The 17,074-nt window shown below is 44.9% G+C and carries 16 protein-coding genes; 12 read left to right on the top strand and 4 right to left on the bottom strand.

Annotation, left to right across the window (positions count from 1 at the left end):
• The first annotated feature begins 200 nt into the window (after window positions 1-200).
• The 5 genes from V1U08_RS07005 (at window position 201) to V1U08_RS06985 (ending at window position 5,296) form a co-directional block, all read left to right on the top strand.
• Window positions 201-428: a hypothetical protein gene (locus V1U08_RS07005; protein ID WP_014231956.1), complete on the top strand. Its 228-nt coding sequence runs from the start codon at window positions 201-203 to the stop codon at window positions 426-428.
• Window positions 429-560: 132 nt separating this feature from the next.
• Window positions 561-1,976 (top strand): TolC family protein, encoded by a 1,416-nt coding sequence (locus V1U08_RS07000; protein ID WP_330470289.1) that lies wholly within the window; start codon window positions 561-563, stop codon window positions 1,974-1,976.
• 3 nt (window positions 1,977-1,979) lie between these two features.
• Entirely contained in the window at window positions 1,980-2,960 is a 981-nt protein-coding gene (locus V1U08_RS06995; RefSeq protein ID WP_330470288.1) for an HlyD family secretion protein, read from the top strand.
• Window positions 2,961-2,981: 21 nt separating this feature from the next.
• Entirely contained in the window at window positions 2,982-4,148 is a 1,167-nt protein-coding gene (locus V1U08_RS06990) for an ABC transporter permease (protein WP_330470287.1), read from the top strand.
• Window positions 4,145-5,296 (top strand): ABC transporter permease, encoded by a 1,152-nt coding sequence (locus tag V1U08_RS06985; protein WP_330470286.1) that lies wholly within the window; start codon window positions 4,145-4,147, stop codon window positions 5,294-5,296. Before V1U08_RS06990 ends, V1U08_RS06985 begins: the two co-directional genes overlap by 4 nt.
• A gap of 144 nt (window positions 5,297-5,440) precedes the next feature.
• Here the strand turns inward: V1U08_RS06985 and V1U08_RS06980 are convergent, their stop codons facing one another.
• From V1U08_RS06980 to ectA, 4 genes are all read right to left on the bottom strand, one after another.
• Window positions 5,441-6,865 carry an aspartate kinase gene (locus V1U08_RS06980; protein WP_014231961.1) on the bottom strand — a complete coding sequence of 475 codons (1,425 nt, stop codon included), beginning with the start codon at window positions 6,863-6,865 and terminating at the stop codon, window positions 5,441-5,443.
• Between the two features lie 90 nt (window positions 6,866-6,955).
• Window positions 6,956-7,342, bottom strand: coding sequence for an ectoine synthase (locus tag V1U08_RS06975; protein ID WP_014231962.1), 387 nt, complete (start codon window positions 7,340-7,342; stop codon window positions 6,956-6,958).
• A gap of 15 nt (window positions 7,343-7,357) precedes the next feature.
• Entirely contained in the window at window positions 7,358-8,623 is a 1,266-nt protein-coding gene (ectB, locus tag V1U08_RS06970; protein WP_065296895.1) for a diaminobutyrate--2-oxoglutarate transaminase, read from the bottom strand.
• Between the two features lie 35 nt (window positions 8,624-8,658).
• Window positions 8,659-9,192: a diaminobutyrate acetyltransferase gene (gene ectA / locus V1U08_RS06965; protein WP_020336357.1), complete on the bottom strand. Its 534-nt coding sequence runs from the start codon at window positions 9,190-9,192 to the stop codon at window positions 8,659-8,661.
• Window positions 9,193-9,908: 716 nt separating this feature from the next.
• On the opposite strand from ectA, the gene proV reads away from it, so the two are divergent.
• The 7 genes from proV (at window position 9,909) to V1U08_RS06930 (ending at window position 17,074) form a co-directional block, all read left to right on the top strand.
• A complete protein-coding gene (gene proV, locus V1U08_RS06960) occupies window positions 9,909-11,096 on the top strand; it encodes a glycine betaine/L-proline ABC transporter ATP-binding protein ProV (protein WP_330470285.1) in 1,188 nt (395 codons plus the stop codon).
• Between the two features lie 4 nt (window positions 11,097-11,100).
• Window positions 11,101-12,180, top strand: coding sequence for a glycine betaine/L-proline ABC transporter permease ProW (gene proW, locus V1U08_RS06955; RefSeq protein ID WP_065302445.1), 1,080 nt, complete (start codon window positions 11,101-11,103; stop codon window positions 12,178-12,180).
• Window positions 12,173-13,180 carry a glycine betaine/L-proline ABC transporter substrate-binding protein ProX gene (gene proX / locus V1U08_RS06950; protein WP_014231967.1) on the top strand — a complete coding sequence of 336 codons (1,008 nt, stop codon included), beginning with the start codon at window positions 12,173-12,175 and terminating at the stop codon, window positions 13,178-13,180. The genes proW and proX overlap by 8 nt, the downstream gene beginning before the upstream one ends.
• A gap of 242 nt (window positions 13,181-13,422) precedes the next feature.
• Window positions 13,423-14,034, top strand: coding sequence for a thermostable hemolysin (locus tag V1U08_RS06945; protein ID WP_330470284.1), 612 nt, complete (start codon window positions 13,423-13,425; stop codon window positions 14,032-14,034).
• 7 nt (window positions 14,035-14,041) lie between these two features.
• On the top strand, window positions 14,042-15,577 hold the full coding sequence (locus V1U08_RS06940; RefSeq protein WP_330470283.1) for an AMP-binding protein: 1,536 nt from the start codon (window positions 14,042-14,044) through the stop codon (window positions 15,575-15,577).
• A gap of 10 nt (window positions 15,578-15,587) precedes the next feature.
• Window positions 15,588-16,271 carry a TenA family transcriptional regulator gene (locus tag V1U08_RS06935; protein WP_330470282.1) on the top strand — a complete coding sequence of 228 codons (684 nt, stop codon included), beginning with the start codon at window positions 15,588-15,590 and terminating at the stop codon, window positions 16,269-16,271.
• Window positions 16,272-16,279: 8 nt separating this feature from the next.
• A complete protein-coding gene (locus V1U08_RS06930) occupies window positions 16,280-17,074 on the top strand; it encodes an SDR family oxidoreductase (protein ID WP_330470281.1) in 795 nt (264 codons plus the stop codon).

Raw genomic sequence — 17,074 nt, 5'->3', positions numbered from 1 at the left:
AGTCAGGGAGGCCAAACAGAGCCTCTCACTTATAAAGCAGTGAAACCGGAAGTCTATAAAGAGCTCAACATCATTGTCAGTAAATTCGAATAAAAATCTCATAAAAAGAAATACTGCGATATGACAAATAGTTAGACACCCTCTGAGTACTAAAAAACCATAAACAGAGGTGTATTTATAGTTAGAAGGAACACTTAAAAATGGAACGTGATAATTTTGGAATTTGTCTTAATAAGGCCATGTTGTCAGAAAATATGTATTCAACTTTCACGCATGTCCGTGCTTATGAGAAAAATGGAGGTAGCGCGTCAGAACTTAAAGTGCTGCTGTCATTCCCTCAGATGAGTGGAAAGGATCTATTGAATACAATGTGTGGCTCTCGCCAGTTAGAGTGGAGAGCAGAGTTCCACTGCCCGTACCAAAAATAAAGTTATACTAAGTTGGCGTCTGGTAAGCATTAACCGGACGCCGTTGTAGCCCGCTTTTCTCGCTTTAACCACTTAACATCGCACGATTATTCCTCTATATTAGAGCTAATACTCTATAACAAAGCAGCCACTATGAAACAAACTGGAAAGTTTTGGGTACTTACTCTCATCAGTAGCTCGATTTCTTTCGCCTGTCATTCCACTCCTATTACCCTAGATAGTGCATGGCAATTGCTATTAGAAAACAACTATTTACTCAAAGCACAACGCTCAAATGTTGAAAGTTATCAATATCAGGAGAAAGCAACTGGCAACCTTAATTTGCCGCAAGTTTCTCTTGGCGCAAACTATACTCGCTTAGATACCGACATCACCCTTTCTGGCAAGCAGATTTTCGACAGCACAGGTGCTGAGATTGCGGTTCCGCCTGCCTTTCAAAACATTCTGGGTACGCTAGCGAACACCACGTCGACCATTACTGAGCGTGATATTTTCTCTTCTTCTATTCGCGCGATCTGGCCTATTTTTACTGGCGGTCGTATTTCTGCCGCGCAGACTGCCGCCGAAGGGAAAACCGACGAAGCAAAAAGCCAACTCGCGATGGAACAACAAGCGCGTTTTGAAGATCTGTCGAAGTACTATTTTTCAGTTGTGCTGGCAAAAGAAGTGCTGGCGACTCGTCAAGCCGTAGAAAAAGGGCTGAGAAAACACCGCGACTTCGCGATTAAGCTGGAAGAGCAAGGACAAATTGCCCGAGTAGAACGCTTGCAAGCTGAAGCGTCATTAGATAAAGCCTCGGTTGAAACTCGTAAAGCCTTGAGTGATCTCACCATTGCTGAAGCCGCGTTGGGAAAAATTCTCGCCCAAGAGCAATCTGTTGAGCCAGCAGAAACGTTATTTATCAACACGAGCCTTCCGCCCCTCAATGCCTTTATTGATCAGACATTACTCACCTACCCTGGTTTGGATCTTCTCGATGCTAAAGACAAACAAGCTCGAAGTTTAATCAAAGCGGAAAAAGGTAAGTACTATCCCGAAGTCTTTTTATACGGTGACTACACCTTATATGAAGACGACTCTCTCGCAAGCCAAATGAAACCCGATTGGTTGGTCGGCGTTGGCGTGAGTGTCCCATTGATTGAATCAACTGGCCGAAGTGAAAAGACCAAAGCGGCGCAAAGTATGGTTTCGCAAGTCGACGCATTGAAATCTCAGGCGAAACAAGACTTATCACTATTAGTTCAGAAAACCTATCTGGAAGCTCAACAAGCGATTGATGAAGTGCAAGGGCTAGAATCCAGTATCGCACTTGCAAACGAAAATCTGCTTCTGCGTGAAAAAGCGTTTACCCAAGGCCTGTCTTCTTCGCTCGATGTTGTTGATGCGCAGCTCTATGTCGCCAATATAGAAACGCAACGTTCGGCAGCGAGATTCCGCTATCTGATCTCTTTAACCAAGTTATTGGCATTAAGTAGCGAAATCGATAGTTTCCAACAATATAAAAACACCGCCTATACCCCAGCTTTACCGTCTAAAGAGGTGAGATAAACCATGGCAGCAAAATCATTAAAACCTATTTTATTATCACTTTGCGCTGTAGGTGTTACCGCTTGGGTTGGCTTTCAGTTTTATCTGGCTTATCAGCCAGATCCGGTTCGTCTGCAAGGCATGATCGAGGCACAGCAATACAGCATTTCCTCAAAGGTACCGGGGCGTATTGATCAAGTCATGGTCCGTAAAGGAGATGATGTTGAAAAAGGCCAGCTAATTTTCACGCTTCACAGTCCAGAAATAGCGGCAAAATTAGAACAAGCCAAAGCGGGTGAGAAAGCTGCAGATGCCTTGGCCCAAGAGGCAGAAAAAGGGGCTCGTGAACAGCAGATCCAAGCCGCTAAAGATCAATGGTTAAAAGCGCAAGCCGCTGCTAATCTCATGGAAAAAACCTATAACCGAGTTAATAACCTGTACCGAGATGGTGTCGTTGCTGAACAGAAACGCGACGAGGCATTAACTCAATGGCAGGCAGCAAAATACACAGAAAGCGCGGCTTTCCAAATGTATGAGATGGCGAAAGAAGGCGCTCGCAGTGAAACCAAAGTCGCAGCGGCAGAAAAAGCACGCATGGCGTCTGGCGCGGTTGCTGAAGTAGAAGCTTACGCCAAAGACACCCAAATACACAGCTGGTTTAATGGCGAAGTGTCTCAGGTTCTACTGCAAAGTGGAGAACTTGCACCACAAGGTTTTCCTGTCGTTACGGTTATCGATACACAAGACGCGTGGGCAACGCTGAATGTGCGTGAAGATCTTCTGAAGTATTTCAATGAAGGGACAACCTTTCAGGCTTACTTACCCGCTTTGGATAAGAACGTAGAATTTAAAGTCACGCATGTTGCGGTAATGGGCGACTTCGCGACTTGGCGTGCAACGGATGCGGCTCAAGGGTTTGATTTACGTACTTTTGAAGTCGAAGCAAGGCCAGTCCAGCAAGAGTCCGACTTGCGTATGGGCATGAGTGTTGTAGTTGAACTCTGAACACGGCCTTAGGTTAACGTTATGACGATTCAGATTTCACAACGCCATATAGTACGACGCGATAAATGGTTGGCATCCTGCCTTACTTGGGTGCCCATTCTGCTTGCTCTGACGATTTGGGGAGTATTCTCTGCTGGTATCGCGCGAGATTTGCCCATCGGTATCGTGGACATGCAGCACTCGCAGCTTTCGCGTAAGCTGATCCAATCCTTAGATGCTTCTTCGACTTTGTCGGTGGATTACCATTACACCAGTACCACCGAGGCGAAAAATGCCATGATCGAAGGTGACATTTACGCTTACGCCGTGATCCCTCCAAAGTTTGATCAGGACATACTTCAGCACCGTCAGCCTCAGCTGTCTGTTTTTTTTAACAGCCAATATATTCTGGTAGCGAAGTTAATAAACTCGGCTGTTACTCAAGCTCAAGGCTATTTTGATGCTCAGTTGCAAACCATGGGTAATCTCGCCAAAGGCAATACCACTTCGCTTGCTGCTATCGGGCAGGCCGTGCCTGTTTCGACACAAATTACTGCGCTTTTTAATCGCAATACCAACTATGCACAGTTTCTGGTTACGGCTATCGTGCCCGCTATCTGGCAGATTTGCATCGTAGTAAGTACGATTTTAATTCTTGCTGCTCATTTTCGTATTTATGGTGGTAAAAATAGGTTCGAGTTTCTCGGTGATAAACCTTGCTTACGACTGGCGTCGATTCTAAGCCATTACATTCCAGTATTTATGATCCAAGGTGCTCTATACCTCTACTGGTTTTATGGTCTCCTTAACTGGCCAATGGAAGGCAGCGTAGTAGTTATATTACTGGCACAGCTGGTGACGATTATCGCCTGTATTATTATGGGTGCCCTGTTTTTCTTTCTGTCTATGGATCCCGCTCGCGCGATGAGTTTCGCTGGTGCGTTTACTGCGCCAAGTTTTGCCTTTATGGGCATTACTTTTCCAGTCACAGACATGAGCACGCTTGCTACGGCTTGGCGCTCGTTGTTACCCATTAGCCATTACATCGAAGTTCAGGTTGGCCAAGCAAGTTATGGGGCACCAGCGGCTCAATCACTGAGCTCTTTATGGACCATGATTGGCTACGTTGTGCCTTTGCTACTCACTGCTGCGTTAGTTCACAAACACCGAAATGCCACAAGCCTTAATCAAAATCAGGAGATCGCATGACGCTCTGGCAACTGATTAAAGCGGAAATTCGCTCAATTTTTACCAACCCGGTCGTCACGCTAACCGTCTTTGGTGGTGTGATATTTTATTCATTCCTATACCCACTGCCCTATACCCAGCAAACCCCACGGGAGCAGCCGATTGCAGTTGTTAATTTGGATGACAGCCAGACCAGTCTGAAATTAGAGCGTATGGTGGATGCGACACCTCAGGTAAAAATTGTATCCAGGCTACATACCATCGAAGACGCCAAACAAGCCTTTTTGAACCGCGATATCACCGGTTTTTTAGTCATTCCTGAGCACTTCTATAAAGACTTGATGCTAGGTAAAAGCCCAACTCTTGCCTATGCCGCGGACGCTTCTTACTTTTTGGTGTATGGCACAGTCGTAGAAGGTTTAGCACAAGCTGGCGGGACGCTAGGTGCGCAGGTAAAAGTCAGTAAGCTGGTGATTGAAGGTGTGCCTTTGAGTATGGCCAGCCACAACTACTCGGCGATAAAACTAAATATGAAACCGACCTTTAACCCCACCATGGGTTATATCGAATATGTGGTACCTGCGGTGTTCATTCTGATTCTACAACAAACGTTGATCATGGCGGTTGGGTTGCAAACAGGATCACAGCGACATGGTCGAGGTTACTGGTCACAAGTAACAACGCCTTCATTACTGCTGGTAAGGACGCTTATCTTTGTCGCGATTTATTTCCTGCTTAGTACGTATTATTTTGGTGCCAGCTTTGAAAGGTTAAGCGTTAATCACATCGCTCAGGCAACTGAACTGCTTTCCTTGCTGGTTCCGTTTCTGTTGAGCTGCTGTGGTTTGGGTTTTTGGCTCGGTTACCTTTTACCACGCAGAGAACTGGTCACCTTAGTCGTTTTGGTCAGCTCAATGCCACTTATCTTCCTTGCCGGATTCATTTGGCCAGTAGAATCCATTCCGGCTCCCCTGCTTTGGATTGCTGATTTAAGCCCGAGCACTTGGGCGATTAAGGGCTTTCTCGCCTTAAATCAAATGGGCGCAACATGGCAACAAGTGGCTAAACACTGGACTGCCCTTTGGCTGCTAACCGTGTTCTGGGGCGGTATCGCGTATTGGATAGCCAGACGCCACTCAAATCCTGTCGTGACAGAAAGTGTAAGCTAAAGAACGGATAAGCATACGAACACAGCCCGTGTGTTATCGTCCAAATAAGCCGCTTTTCATTGCCGAAATAAACACAGTAAAGCCACAAACAACAAAGGAGCCTAAAAAGGCTCCCTTTGTATCACGTCTTGTTGTGTAATTGACTTACGCAACATCTTCTATTGATTCAGCGTTTTCTACTGGCTCGAAAAACTCATCGTGCAGTGCACAAATTGCTCGCTGATACTCTTTATCACCCACAACAAATTGTACGTTAACATTTCGTAATGATGAGTGAAGAGCCACTGGCGTCACACCACTATTCATCAGTGCCAATACACCTTTCGCCAAGGTTTTGTTGGTGTCAATCTGAGAACCAATCGCTGAGATCAACGCTACCATACGGCCTTTAATTGATGCTTTCGGGTAACATTTTTCCGCTTTATACAGAACTTTGTTTAAGCTGTCTGCATTACCACCCAGGTAGTAAGTAATCGAGTTGGCGTTCATTTCTTTACCAACCAATGTCACGTGTGCATCTGAGATGATTTCCATCAGCTCGTAACTCACGTTATCAACTTTACCAACCATCGCTTGGTCAAACAGATGCAACGCAAACACTTTCTGCTTACCCGCGATGATCTCCACTTTGTCTTCCTCTGGACGGTAACCAGAAGAAATCAAAGTACCTTCATGTTCAGGTTCAAATGTGTTTTTAATTTGCAGTTCGATACCACTTTCGCGCAAACCCGCTGCTGCGTTAGGGTGGATAGCTTCCATTCCCAGGTTAGCTAGCTGGTCAGCCACGTCGTAGTTCGTGCTGCCAATTGGCAATACTTTCTCAGGACCAACAACACGTGGGTCAGCAGAACTTAAGTGATACTCCTTGTGGATTATCGCTAAATTCGCTTTCGTGATCGAAGCAACTCGGCTGAAAGTCATCTCACTGTAGCCTCGGTCATACGTATGCATAAGACCTTCTTTACAATATGCATAACCCGTCACGATAGGTAGTTCTTTTGATACATCGATATCAGCAAAAGCTTCACTGATTGATTCATCAAGACTCTTCGGCTCGGTTGTATCCCAACCTGACAAGTCGACAAACTTAGCGTTAATGCCCATGTTTTTCAGTTTCAACGCGGTGTTATAAGCACTGTGCGCTTCACCAATTGAAGAAAGAAACTCACGGATTTGAGGCAAGTAGTGACGCAGTGAAAACTGGCCGTACTGGCACGTTTCTAAAATATTAGCGATACAGTTTTTCGCTTCTGAAATGCGTGAACGAATAAACTTATCCGCTCGCATTCGATTCATTGGATCGGCGAAAATATTCTCGTTTGTCAGCAACATACGATTTTCTACGTATGCCAACGCTTCTTCCCACGAGTCATCACGCTTAGCAACCAGTTGGTATACGCCCGCTTTACTGGTTTTTTTACATTCTAATAGCGCGTCAGTCATACCACCGTAAGCCGATACAACAAATACTCGGTTGTATGGTGTCTTGGGACGAAGAATAATATTGTCTAGAACAGCATCAAATGCTGTCATTGAAGTACCGCCGATTTTTTCTACGGTAAAAGTCATGTTAAGCCTTTTTTGATTGGTAACTTAAAAAATAAAGAAGAGAGAATTGAAATGTGAGGTGGAAACCCACCTCACAGTGACTATTTAGTTTTAGTCAACAAGAGGGTACACGCCGTTCTCATCGTGTACTTCCGCACCTGTGATAGGTGGGTTGAATACGCACGCCATTACCATTTCTTTGTTTTTATATGCTCTTAGGTAGTGCTCGTCGTTCTTGTCCAGAATATACAGTGTACCTGGTTTGATTGGATAGGTTTCACCACCTACCACTTCAATCTCGCCTTCACCACTCATACAGAAAACTGACTCTAAGTGGTTTTTGTAGTGGATGTGCGTTTCCGTATCTTCGTAGATAGTTGTGATATGGAAAGAGAAGCCCATCTTGTCGTCTTTCAACAACATACGGACACTTTCCCAAGTATCTGAAACTACACGTCGCTCACTGTTGCGACACTCTTCGAGTGTTCTAACGATCATTATTAATTTTCCTTATTAAGATGCTTGTTTGAAGTGTTTTGCAGCGATAGTTTCTACTGCATTTTCAAAAATGCTTAGTCCTTGATCGAGCTCTGATTCACTGATGGTTAAAGGACAGAAGAATTTAACCACTTCGTCGTCTGGACCAGCAGTCTCGATGACCATGCCGCTGTCAAAACACGATTTAGCAATTTCTGATGCCAGGTCACCACTGTTACACTCGATACCAACCATCATGCCGCGACCTTTTTGCTTCACGAACATTTGTGGGAATCGACGTACACAACGCTCAATAACGCTACTTACACGCTCTGAACACTGCTTGATGTGCGTTTCAAAGTCTTCATTAGCCCAGTAGATTTCCAGCGCTTTAGCGGCAGTGATAAATGCGTGGTTGTTGCCACGGAATGTACCGTTGTGCTCACCTGGTTTCCATTGGTCAAGCTCTGGTTTCAGAAGCACAACCGCCATTGGTAAACCGTAACCACCAATAGATTTCGACAAGGTTACGATGTCTGGCTGAATGCCTGATGGCTCAAAACTAAAGAACGTACCCGTACGTCCACAACCAGCCTGTATATCATCGACAATCATAAGAATGTCGTTTGCTTTACAAATTTTGCTTAGACGTTGTAACCACTCGTTTGAAGCGACATTCAAGCCACCCTCACCCTGTACTGTTTCAAGAAGTACAGCGGCAGGCTTGTCCATGCCCGCTGAGTTGTCGTTAAGCATGGTTTCGAATAGAGCCAAACCATCCACGCCTGCGTAACCTTCGAAAGGAATACGAGACACGTTGTGAAGGCTAGAACCATTGCCTTGTCTATGATGCTGGTTACCAGTTGCCGCCAATGCGCCTGCTGTACAGCCGTGGAAACCATTGGTGAAAGCGACGATGCTGCTGCGGCCCGTTACTTTTTTAGCCAGCTTAAGTGCTGCCTCAACGGCGTTAGTACCAGTAGGCCCAGTGAACTGAACTTTGTAGTCCAGTTTTCTTGGCTTAAGAATGTAGTTGTCTAGCGCTTCAAGAAACGTTGCTTTCGCTTCTGAGTGCATGTCTAGACCATGTGTAATACCGTCCATTTCAATGTACTCAAGTAATGCTTGCTTAAGTACAGGGTTGTTATGGCCGTAATTTAGAGATCCCGCTCCAGCAAGGAAGTCTAAATAGCGTTCGCCCTGTTCTGTTTCCAGCCAGCAGCCTTTCGCTTTACGAAATACGACTGGAAAGTTGTTTGAATATGAGCGTACGTTGGATTCCTGCTTTTTGAAAATATCCATGATGAGACCGTTTTTTAATTCCTATTGTTAGGGGATTATTTTAGGGGAATTCGATACAAGTACTCTGTATCGTGTTTGCCTTTAAAGTGAGCTTTTTCATCCAAAAATGTGCTTACTTGGCCTGAATTGCCGTTCATCGCATCTAACTTTTTGAATAAAGCCCAAGAAGCTTTGTTGTCTTCCGTGATAGTCGTTTCTACCATCTTCACGTTACTTAAACCTTCTCTGGTCAGAAGCTCTTTTAACATGCGAAACGCTAAACCGTGTCCTCTGTAACGAGGTGACACTGCAACCTGCCAGACAAATAACACTTCTTGTTCGTCTGGTTTCTGATAACCCGATATGAAACCAGCGATATCGTTATTGCACTCAACCAGAATACTGGTCTTGCTGAAATGTGTTGACTGAAGGAAATTGCAATAAGAAGAATTCATATCCAACGGCGGACAATCTGCAATTAAGCTGTAAATGTCGTCACCGTCAGAAATCTTAGGTTCACGAAAAATCCATTTGGTTCTTGTTTCCTCTTTAATTTCTGGATAGAGGACCCAAGGTGCTGATGTGATCATGTGAAAATTCATATCCTTTGAGGTCTAATTAAATTCGCTATTATTATGGGCATCCCTCGCCACCAAAAATCAAATATTCGCGGATTATAACCTTATTAATGTGACACAAATCACACTTTATAATCATTTAACCATATATTAAAATATTTGAGTTCTAATCTTATTCAGAAGCTGTTAATAGCGCGGGGGATCGTAAATTAGAAAATAATATATCGCGTATACTCTATTTTTTGGGATAACCTAAAGCCAATCAACGAATAGAGACGCACTGTTTTGCCGCTACCATGCATGAAAGCGCTCAAATGCCTTACTGTCTAATCAACCAATCTAAGTTCCAAACAATTTTCTCTACCATTTTCCTAACCAATCCGTCCCAAATCAAAACAACAAGCCAGCCATTTGTTATCTAAACATTTGACCTCTAATTTCTATTGGTTAAGCAAATCGGTTTCGGATTGATTGAAATACACACAATACCTGTACACAAATATGTCTAATAAAGTTCAAGATTAATTTAGCGCCGTCTCTTAAGCTCAAAAAATTCAGCCAACATTAAACATAAACAACTGTTATTAAACAATTAATTGGTTATTAAAAATATCAAAGAAAGCACCCAAAACCAGCTGGAACCAAGATCACACACAACCCTAGTTCGTTGATATTTTTTCAAAAATTAATTAGAGTACAAAACGTTGAACACAAAAAAGGACGATTACATGGACCCCATACTGGAAGTTAAGGGACTTTATAAAGTGTTTGGTGAGAACCCAGAGCGTGCTTTCTCACTTATCGACAAAGGTGTCGATAAAGACAACATCTTTGAGCAAACTGGGGTAACTGTCGGTGTAAACGATGTTTCTCTATCTATCAATGAAGGGGAAATCTTCGTCATTATGGGCCTATCAGGCTCAGGTAAATCCACTCTTGTCCGCCTCCTAAACAGATTGATTGAACCAACCAAAGGGAGTGTTTTCCTTAAAGGTAAAGACATTGCCCACATCTCTGAAGACGAACTAAGAGAAGTCCGTCGTAATAACATCTCAATGGTTTTCCAAAGCTTCGCACTGATGCCACATATGACGGTGATTGAAAACGCCGCCTTTGGTCTTGAGCTGTCCGGAGTTAATGTAGAGAAAAGACGAGCCAGCGCTCTGTCTGCGCTAGAGCGCGTAGGGTTAGATACTTACGCTGAGTCATTTCCGGATGAACTGTCAGGCGGTATGAAGCAACGTGTAGGCTTAGCAAGAGCACTTGCCTGTGACCCTGACATTCTTCTGATGGACGAAGCATTCTCAGCCCTCGACCCGCTTATTCGAACTGAAATGCAAGACGAGCTTATCCGTTTACAGAATGATGATAAGCGAACAATCGTGTTCATTTCTCACGATCTTGACGAAGCGATGCGAATCGGTGACCGAATTGCGATCATGCAAAATGGTGCAGTTGTTCAAGTTGGTACACCGGATGAAATCCTTCACAACCCGGCTAACGACTATGTAGAAGCCTTCTTCCGCGGCGTAAACATAGCCAGTGTTTTGACGGTTAAAGATATCGCTCGTAAAAAGCCAGCAGCCGTGTTTAAAAAATCGGATAACGATGGTCCGGGATCTGCAATGCAAATACTCATGGACCATGATCGTGAATACGGTATTGTCATCGACAAATCCAGCCGCTACTCCGGCATTGTTTCGCTCGAGTCATTACGCTCAGCGCACAAAGAAAATCGCTCCTTAGCCAGCGCACAGTTAGAGAACGATGTCACGCTCCAACCACACCAGTCGATTAACGATATTTTAGGCGTGGTTGCTGACGTTCCTTATGCTGTACCCGTTGTCGATGAACAAGGGACTTACTTTGGCGTTGTGACGAAATCACGTCTTCTGCAAACACTAGACAAGGAGTAAGGCAATGTCATCAGAAGAAACAAATAACGATCCGTGGGCTCAGCCTGCTCCTGCGCAAGATGATCCCTGGGGTCAAACTTCGGACGCAGCCACCAGCAATGACTGGCTCAGCTCAGAAACAGTTGAACATGCACCGTTCGATATCATGCACCCATTTGAGGAAGCTGTACTTCCCCTCGATGACTGGGTAGAGACAGGATTAAACTGGTTAGTCGATCACGGTCGTCCGGTTTTTCAGGCGATTCGAGTTCCAATCGACTTTATTCTGACCTCATTTGAAACGACACTTGTGTCAACGCCAGCACCAATTATGGTACTGGTTCTGTTTCTACTCGCGTGGCAATTCTCAAACTTTAAACTGGGCGTCTCGACCGCTCTATCCCTCATATTCATTGGATTGATTGGCGCATGGTCTCAAGCGATGACCACACTGTCACTGGTCTTAACAGCCGTATTTTTCTGTCTGTTGATCGGGCTACCTTTAGGGATATGGCTTGCAAGAAGTGACACCGCAGCAAAATTTGTCAGGCCGATCTTAGATGCCATGCAAACCACACCTGCGTTCGTTTATCTGGTACCTATCGTTATGCTGTTTGGTATCGGTAATGTTCCTGGTGTTGTGGTTACGATTATTTTCGCACTTCCGCCCGTTGTTCGTTTGACCATTCTGGGCATTCAACAAGTACCGGAAGAACTGATCGAAGCTGGTCATTCGTTCGGCGCAAGCAAAAAACAAATGCTTTATCGCATCCAATTACCTTTGGCACTCCCAACCATTATGGCAGGTGTAAACCAAACTCTGATGCTTTCGCTCTCTATGGTGGTTATCGCCTCCATGATCGCTGTCGGAGGCTTGGGCCAAATGGTACTACGTGGTATCGGGCGACTCGATATGGGCCTCGCAGCCGTTGGTGGTATCGGGATCGTAATCCTTGCGATTCTGTTAGATCGAATCACTCAGGTTTTAGGCGTAAATGCAGGTAATACCAAACTGCGCTGGTATCACACAGGTCCTGTTTCATACCTGTTAAAACTGAAAACGAACCAAGACGATAAAAAACTTAGGAGTAAAACGAATGAATAGTTCATGGAAGACAACCCTTTCTATTGGGGCACTAAGTACCATTGCTTTTTCGACAAGTGGTATTGCAGCCGATCTACCAGGTGAAGGTGTGACTGTTCAACCAGTGCAGTCAACCGTAGCAGAAGAGACGTTTCAAACGTTAATCGTAAATCGTGCGTTGGAAGAACTTGGCTACGACGTTCAGCCAACCAAAGAAGTAGACTACAACGTTGGCTACACTTCCATTGCTAAAGGCGACGCGACGTTTCTAGCCGTTGGCTGGTTCCCTCTTCACGCCGACAAGTACACCATGTCTGGTGGTGACGATAAGTTCTATCGCAAAGGCCAGTACGTTAGCGGCGCGGCCCAAGGCTACTTGATCGACAAGAAAACCGCAGAAAAATATGGCATTACCAATATTGGCCAATTGAAAGATCCAAAACTGGCGAAACTGTTTGATGCCAATGGTGACGGTAAAGCCGATTTAACTGGCTGTAACCCAGGTTGGGGGTGTGAAATGGTGGTTGAACACCAGATGGATGCTTTCAAACTTCGCGACACTGTCACGCACAACCAAGGTAACTATGCCGCGATCATCGCAGACACCATTTCTCGCTACAAGAAAGGCGACCCAATCCTTTACTACACGTGGACGCCATACTGGGTAAGTGGTGTTTTGGTTCCGGGTAAAGACGTCGTTTGGTTAGAAGTACCATTCTCTTCACTACCTGGTGAGCGTAACGATATCGACACTACCCTGCCAAACGGTAAGAACTACGGTTTCGAAATGAACTCTATGCGCATCGTTGCGAATAAAGAGTTTACTGAGAAAAACCCAGCGGCAGCTAAGCTGTTTGAAATCATGAAGCTCAATATTAATGACGTAAGTGCACAAAACATGATGATGAGCCAAGGTAAAAACAGTACCGCGGATATCGAGTCTCATGTTAACGGCTGGATTAAAGCGCACCAAAAAATGTTCGATGGTTGGGTAGCCGAAGCTAAGAAAGCGGCGATGTAAACCATCAGATAACGACTTTTAGAGTGCTATGTAACAGCACAAATCACGATAATAAGAGCCATTGGTTGATCCAACTGGCTCTTATTTTTTGACCTTTCCAGCCTAAACATGCCACTCCCTACGTCTTCTAAGCTACTGAAACTACATTTCTAAGATAAAATTCAGTTAAATTTCATTCCTTAAGAGTTTCTTAAGTTTCGCGTTTTATTTTGTTGGTGACTAAACAACAAATGGAAGCGCTAATGAAAAAACATGAACAGACTTCTATTCAGGGTTTTACTTTAGACATCGTAAGCCCTACTCATCCTCTTTGGCATGATGTGATCGAGCATGTTTCTCTGCGTTATCAAGAAGCATTTTTTGCCGAACTTAAAGTTTTCATGCCTGCGTATTTAACGCTCATTGATAACGTCAAAATTATTTCAGTTTGTGGGTTTCGTATTGCAGAGCAAGAGCCTCTGTTTCTCGAACAATATTTAGAGGACGAAGCGCAAAACCTTGTCTCTACCGTTTTTCAGTGTGATGTAAAACGATCCAATCTGGTTGAATTTGGACACCTTGCCTCATTTGCGAAAGGCATGTCTGCCCTGCACTTTTACCTGATCGCTCAAATGCTGGTCGATCTTGGCTTTGAGTGGTGCATTTTCACCGCAACAGATCCTCTTCACGCCATGATGGCTCGTCTTGGATTAGAACCACAAACCCTTGCTCAAGCCGATCCAAACAAGGTTCCGGATTCACTGTCGACTTGGGGGTCTTACTACGATCATCAACCGCGTGTGCTCGCTGGAAACCTGGTCAAAGGGTTAGAGCGTCTTCGTTTAGTTCACGAACGCAAAAGCAAACAAGCGTAGGTAAAATATGAATATTCTTTTCGATACTCTTAACCAGTGGGCTAATACAAAACCCAATCAAATTGCACTTGTTGGTACCGATGAACAGGGACAAAGCGTTCAATTTACGTATGCTGAACTGCTGGAGGAAATAGAACAGACTGCTGAAGCGTTGAAGGCTCTAAATATAGAAGCACTAGCGCTACGTGCTGAAAACAGCGTGAACTGGGCAATTATCGATTTGGCGGCAATGGCAGCGAATGTCGTCGTTGTCCCTATTCCTACTTTTTTTTCTAACGCACAAGTGGTGCACACTTTAAAAGAGTCTCGCGTAGACGCACTTATTGGGAACTGGCAAGACGTTTCACTTCCAGCATCTATCGAACCTCTAGCGAACCAGAATACAAGTACCAAAGTCGCTGGCTTGAATGTCTTACGCATAGCCGTTCAAGGCTCCACTTCTTATCTGGCTGGAACCGGTAAAATCACCTTCACCTCGGGTTCAACAGGTCAGCCAAAAGGTGTCTGTTTAAGTAATGGTCATCTCTGTGCAGTGGCACAATCGCTAGCAAAAAGTGTTGACGGTTTAGCCAAATCACATTTGGTTTTACTTCCTTTATCGACATTGCTGGAAAACATCACAGGGATTTATGTACCACTTTTATTGGGCGCGACTTCCCATATTCTGCCCGGCGAAAAAACCGGTTTGTTGGGCTCCAGTCAGTTCGACGCGGGGTTATTTGCCAAAGTGTTAGCGGAGATTAAGCCAGACAGCTTAGTACTCACTCCTGCGCTGTTGCTCGCACTTATCCATATTGTCAGACAGCAGCCAGATCTTGCTGCTTCGCTGAAATTTGTCGCTGTTGGAGGCGCAAGAGTGTCGTCATCTCTGATTAACGCGGCTCACGCGCTGAACATTCCCGCATTTGAAGGCTACGGTTTATCGGAATGTGGCTCGGTCGTTTGTTTAAACACGCCTTTGTCTTTCAAAGCTGGGACGTGTGGAAAACCACTGCCGCATACACAAATTCGTATCGCAGAAGATGGTGAACTGCATGTAAAGGGCAACATCGCACTGGGCTATTTGAATGAGCCTTTTAGTCAAGAATGGCTAGCAACGGGCGACTTAGCTCAGCTCGATGAACAAGGGTTTGTCACCTTATCGGGTCGCAAGAAAAACCTTATCGTCACCGCTTATGGACGAAATGTGTCACCTGAGTGGATTGAGTCCGAAGCATTGGCATTTCTGCCTAATGTTCCGCTCATTGTCACAGGTGACGGACGGCTTGCGTTGTGCGCCATTGTCGCCACCAGCGAGAACCTGGTAGAGAAAATTTCCGCGTTAAATAGCACACTGCCTGATTACGCGCGAATCCAGACTTTGCTGGTCATCAAAAATCCTAGAGCCATCGCAAGTTGGTACACCGAAAACGGCAAACTTAAACGCAGTGAAATCGAACACAGTATTAATCAACTAATCACGAATACAAATCCAGAATTCATGCTGCAAGGTCAAAAGGTTCAAAAACTTGACCTGCCTTTACCGCAGCCCATCGCTTCTTAAGGAGAAGGTTATGACCCGTTTTTTCGAACAACTAAAACAACAAACTTCAGCAGCTCAACAAGTTATGCTTAGCGCACCAGTAATTGGTGACGTGCAACAAGGTCAAATTTCTAAGCAGATGTATATCGCCTTTCTTACACAGGCTTATCATCACGTTAAACACACCGTGCCACTGCTGATGGCTTGTGGAGGCCGACTTTCTTCTGAATATGAATGGGTTCGTGAAGCCATTGCTGAATATATTGAGGAAGAGAAAGGCCATCAAGAATGGATTCTCAATGATATCCAAGCCTGTGGCGGTAACGCTGACGCTGTGCGTAACAATCAGGACGAAGGCCGAGTCGGACAAGCAATCGAGTTGATGGTGTCTTACCTCTACCACAACATCGATCGAAATAACCCATTAGCCCTCTTTGGCATGGTTTGGGTTCTTGAGGGTACAAGTGTTGGCATCGGCGGGCAAATGGCAGAAAAAATCCAGTCTGTGCTGGGCCTTCCTCCTTCTGCAATGACCTATCTCGTTTCCCATAGCGTGTTGGATCAGGATCACCTGCAGTTTTTCGAGTCACTGATGAACAAAATCACCAAAGAGGAAGATCAGCAAGTCATCATAGACTCAGCAAACATGGTGTTTTCTCTTTATGGCCAGATGCTTCGAGCATTGCCATCTTACTCGAATCAGCAAGCCGCGTGAGGTAAATAATGAACATCAAAGACAGTAAAATTCTACTCACTGGCGCTACAGGCGGGATTGGTCAGTCTATTGCGACCGAGTTAGCCAATCGCGGTGCGACATTGATTTTAGTTGCAAGAAATGAAGAAAAACTGATCGCGCTTAAAGCTTCGCTAGTCAATCCAGAATCCCACGACGTGTTAGTCGCTGACATTACCACTACCGATGGACTGAATGCCGTACGTGAACTAGCCCGACAAAAACAAAAGGTGGACGCGTTAATCAATAACGCCGGATGTAACGACTTCTCTTTATTAAGTCAAAAACGTCCGACACAGATTGAAGCGGATATTCAACTCAACTTGGTCGCACCCATGCTGCTTTGTCAGTCTGCACTATCCTGGCTGAAGCAACCAGGCGTTATCCTAAACATTGGTTCCACATTCGGCTCCATTGGTTATCCAGGTTATACCTCCTATTGCGCGGCAAAAGCGGGCCTGCACCGTTTCACTGAGGCACTGGATCGTGAATTGTTTGCGACTGGAATACGGGCTTTGTACCTAGCGCCTAGAGCCACCGAGACATCATTAAACAGCGACACCGTTAATGAACTGAACCAGAAATTAGGAAACAAAACCGATTCACCACAGGTGGTCGCCGAGCATGTCGTCACCATGCTGGAAAAAGAGATTTCAGCTAAATGGATCGGCTGGCCAGAAAAGCTTTTTGCACGCATTAATCAACTGCTGCCAAACATCGTGTCATCCGCGATTAGAAAACAGCAAGACACCATCCATCAATATGTAAACCGCGCCAGCCATTAA

The organism is Vibrio sp. YYF0003, assembly GCF_036350715.1.
Lineage (GTDB): Bacteria > Pseudomonadota > Gammaproteobacteria > Enterobacterales > Vibrionaceae > Vibrio > Vibrio natriegens.
The sequence above is the reverse complement of the archived record's forward strand: the minus strand, read 5'-3'. Positions and strand labels throughout refer to the sequence as shown.

Excerpts from the sequence above, each read along its gene's own strand:
- V1U08_RS07005 (WP_014231956.1), top strand. The coding sequence starts at position 201 with ATGGAACGTGATAATTTTGGAATTTGTCTTAATAAGGCCATGTTGTCA.
- V1U08_RS07000 (WP_330470289.1), top strand. The coding sequence starts at position 561 with ATGAAACAAACTGGAAAGTTTTGGGTACTTACTCTCATCAGTAGCTCG.
- V1U08_RS06995 (WP_330470288.1), top strand. The coding sequence starts at position 1,980 with ATGGCAGCAAAATCATTAAAACCTATTTTATTATCACTTTGCGCTGTA.
- V1U08_RS06990 (WP_330470287.1), top strand. The coding sequence starts at position 2,982 with ATGACGATTCAGATTTCACAACGCCATATAGTACGACGCGATAAATGG.
- V1U08_RS06985 (WP_330470286.1), top strand. The coding sequence starts at position 4,145 with ATGACGCTCTGGCAACTGATTAAAGCGGAAATTCGCTCAATTTTTACC.
- V1U08_RS06980 (WP_014231961.1), bottom strand. The coding sequence starts at position 6,865 with ATGACTTTTACCGTAGAAAAAATCGGCGGTACTTCAATGACAGCATTT.
- V1U08_RS06975 (WP_014231962.1), bottom strand. The coding sequence starts at position 7,342 with ATGATCGTTAGAACACTCGAAGAGTGTCGCAACAGTGAGCGACGTGTA.
- ectB (WP_065296895.1), bottom strand. The coding sequence starts at position 8,623 with ATGGATATTTTCAAAAAGCAGGAATCCAACGTACGCTCATATTCAAAC.
- ectA (WP_020336357.1), bottom strand. The coding sequence starts at position 9,192 with ATGATCACATCAGCACCTTGGGTCCTCTATCCAGAAATTAAAGAGGAA.
- proV (WP_330470285.1), top strand. The coding sequence starts at position 9,909 with ATGGACCCCATACTGGAAGTTAAGGGACTTTATAAAGTGTTTGGTGAG.
- proW (WP_065302445.1), top strand. The coding sequence starts at position 11,101 with ATGTCATCAGAAGAAACAAATAACGATCCGTGGGCTCAGCCTGCTCCT.
- proX (WP_014231967.1), top strand. The coding sequence starts at position 12,173 with ATGAATAGTTCATGGAAGACAACCCTTTCTATTGGGGCACTAAGTACC.
- V1U08_RS06945 (WP_330470284.1), top strand. The coding sequence starts at position 13,423 with ATGAAAAAACATGAACAGACTTCTATTCAGGGTTTTACTTTAGACATC.
- V1U08_RS06940 (WP_330470283.1), top strand. The coding sequence starts at position 14,042 with ATGAATATTCTTTTCGATACTCTTAACCAGTGGGCTAATACAAAACCC.
- V1U08_RS06935 (WP_330470282.1), top strand. The coding sequence starts at position 15,588 with ATGACCCGTTTTTTCGAACAACTAAAACAACAAACTTCAGCAGCTCAA.
- V1U08_RS06930 (WP_330470281.1), top strand. The coding sequence starts at position 16,280 with ATGAACATCAAAGACAGTAAAATTCTACTCACTGGCGCTACAGGCGGG.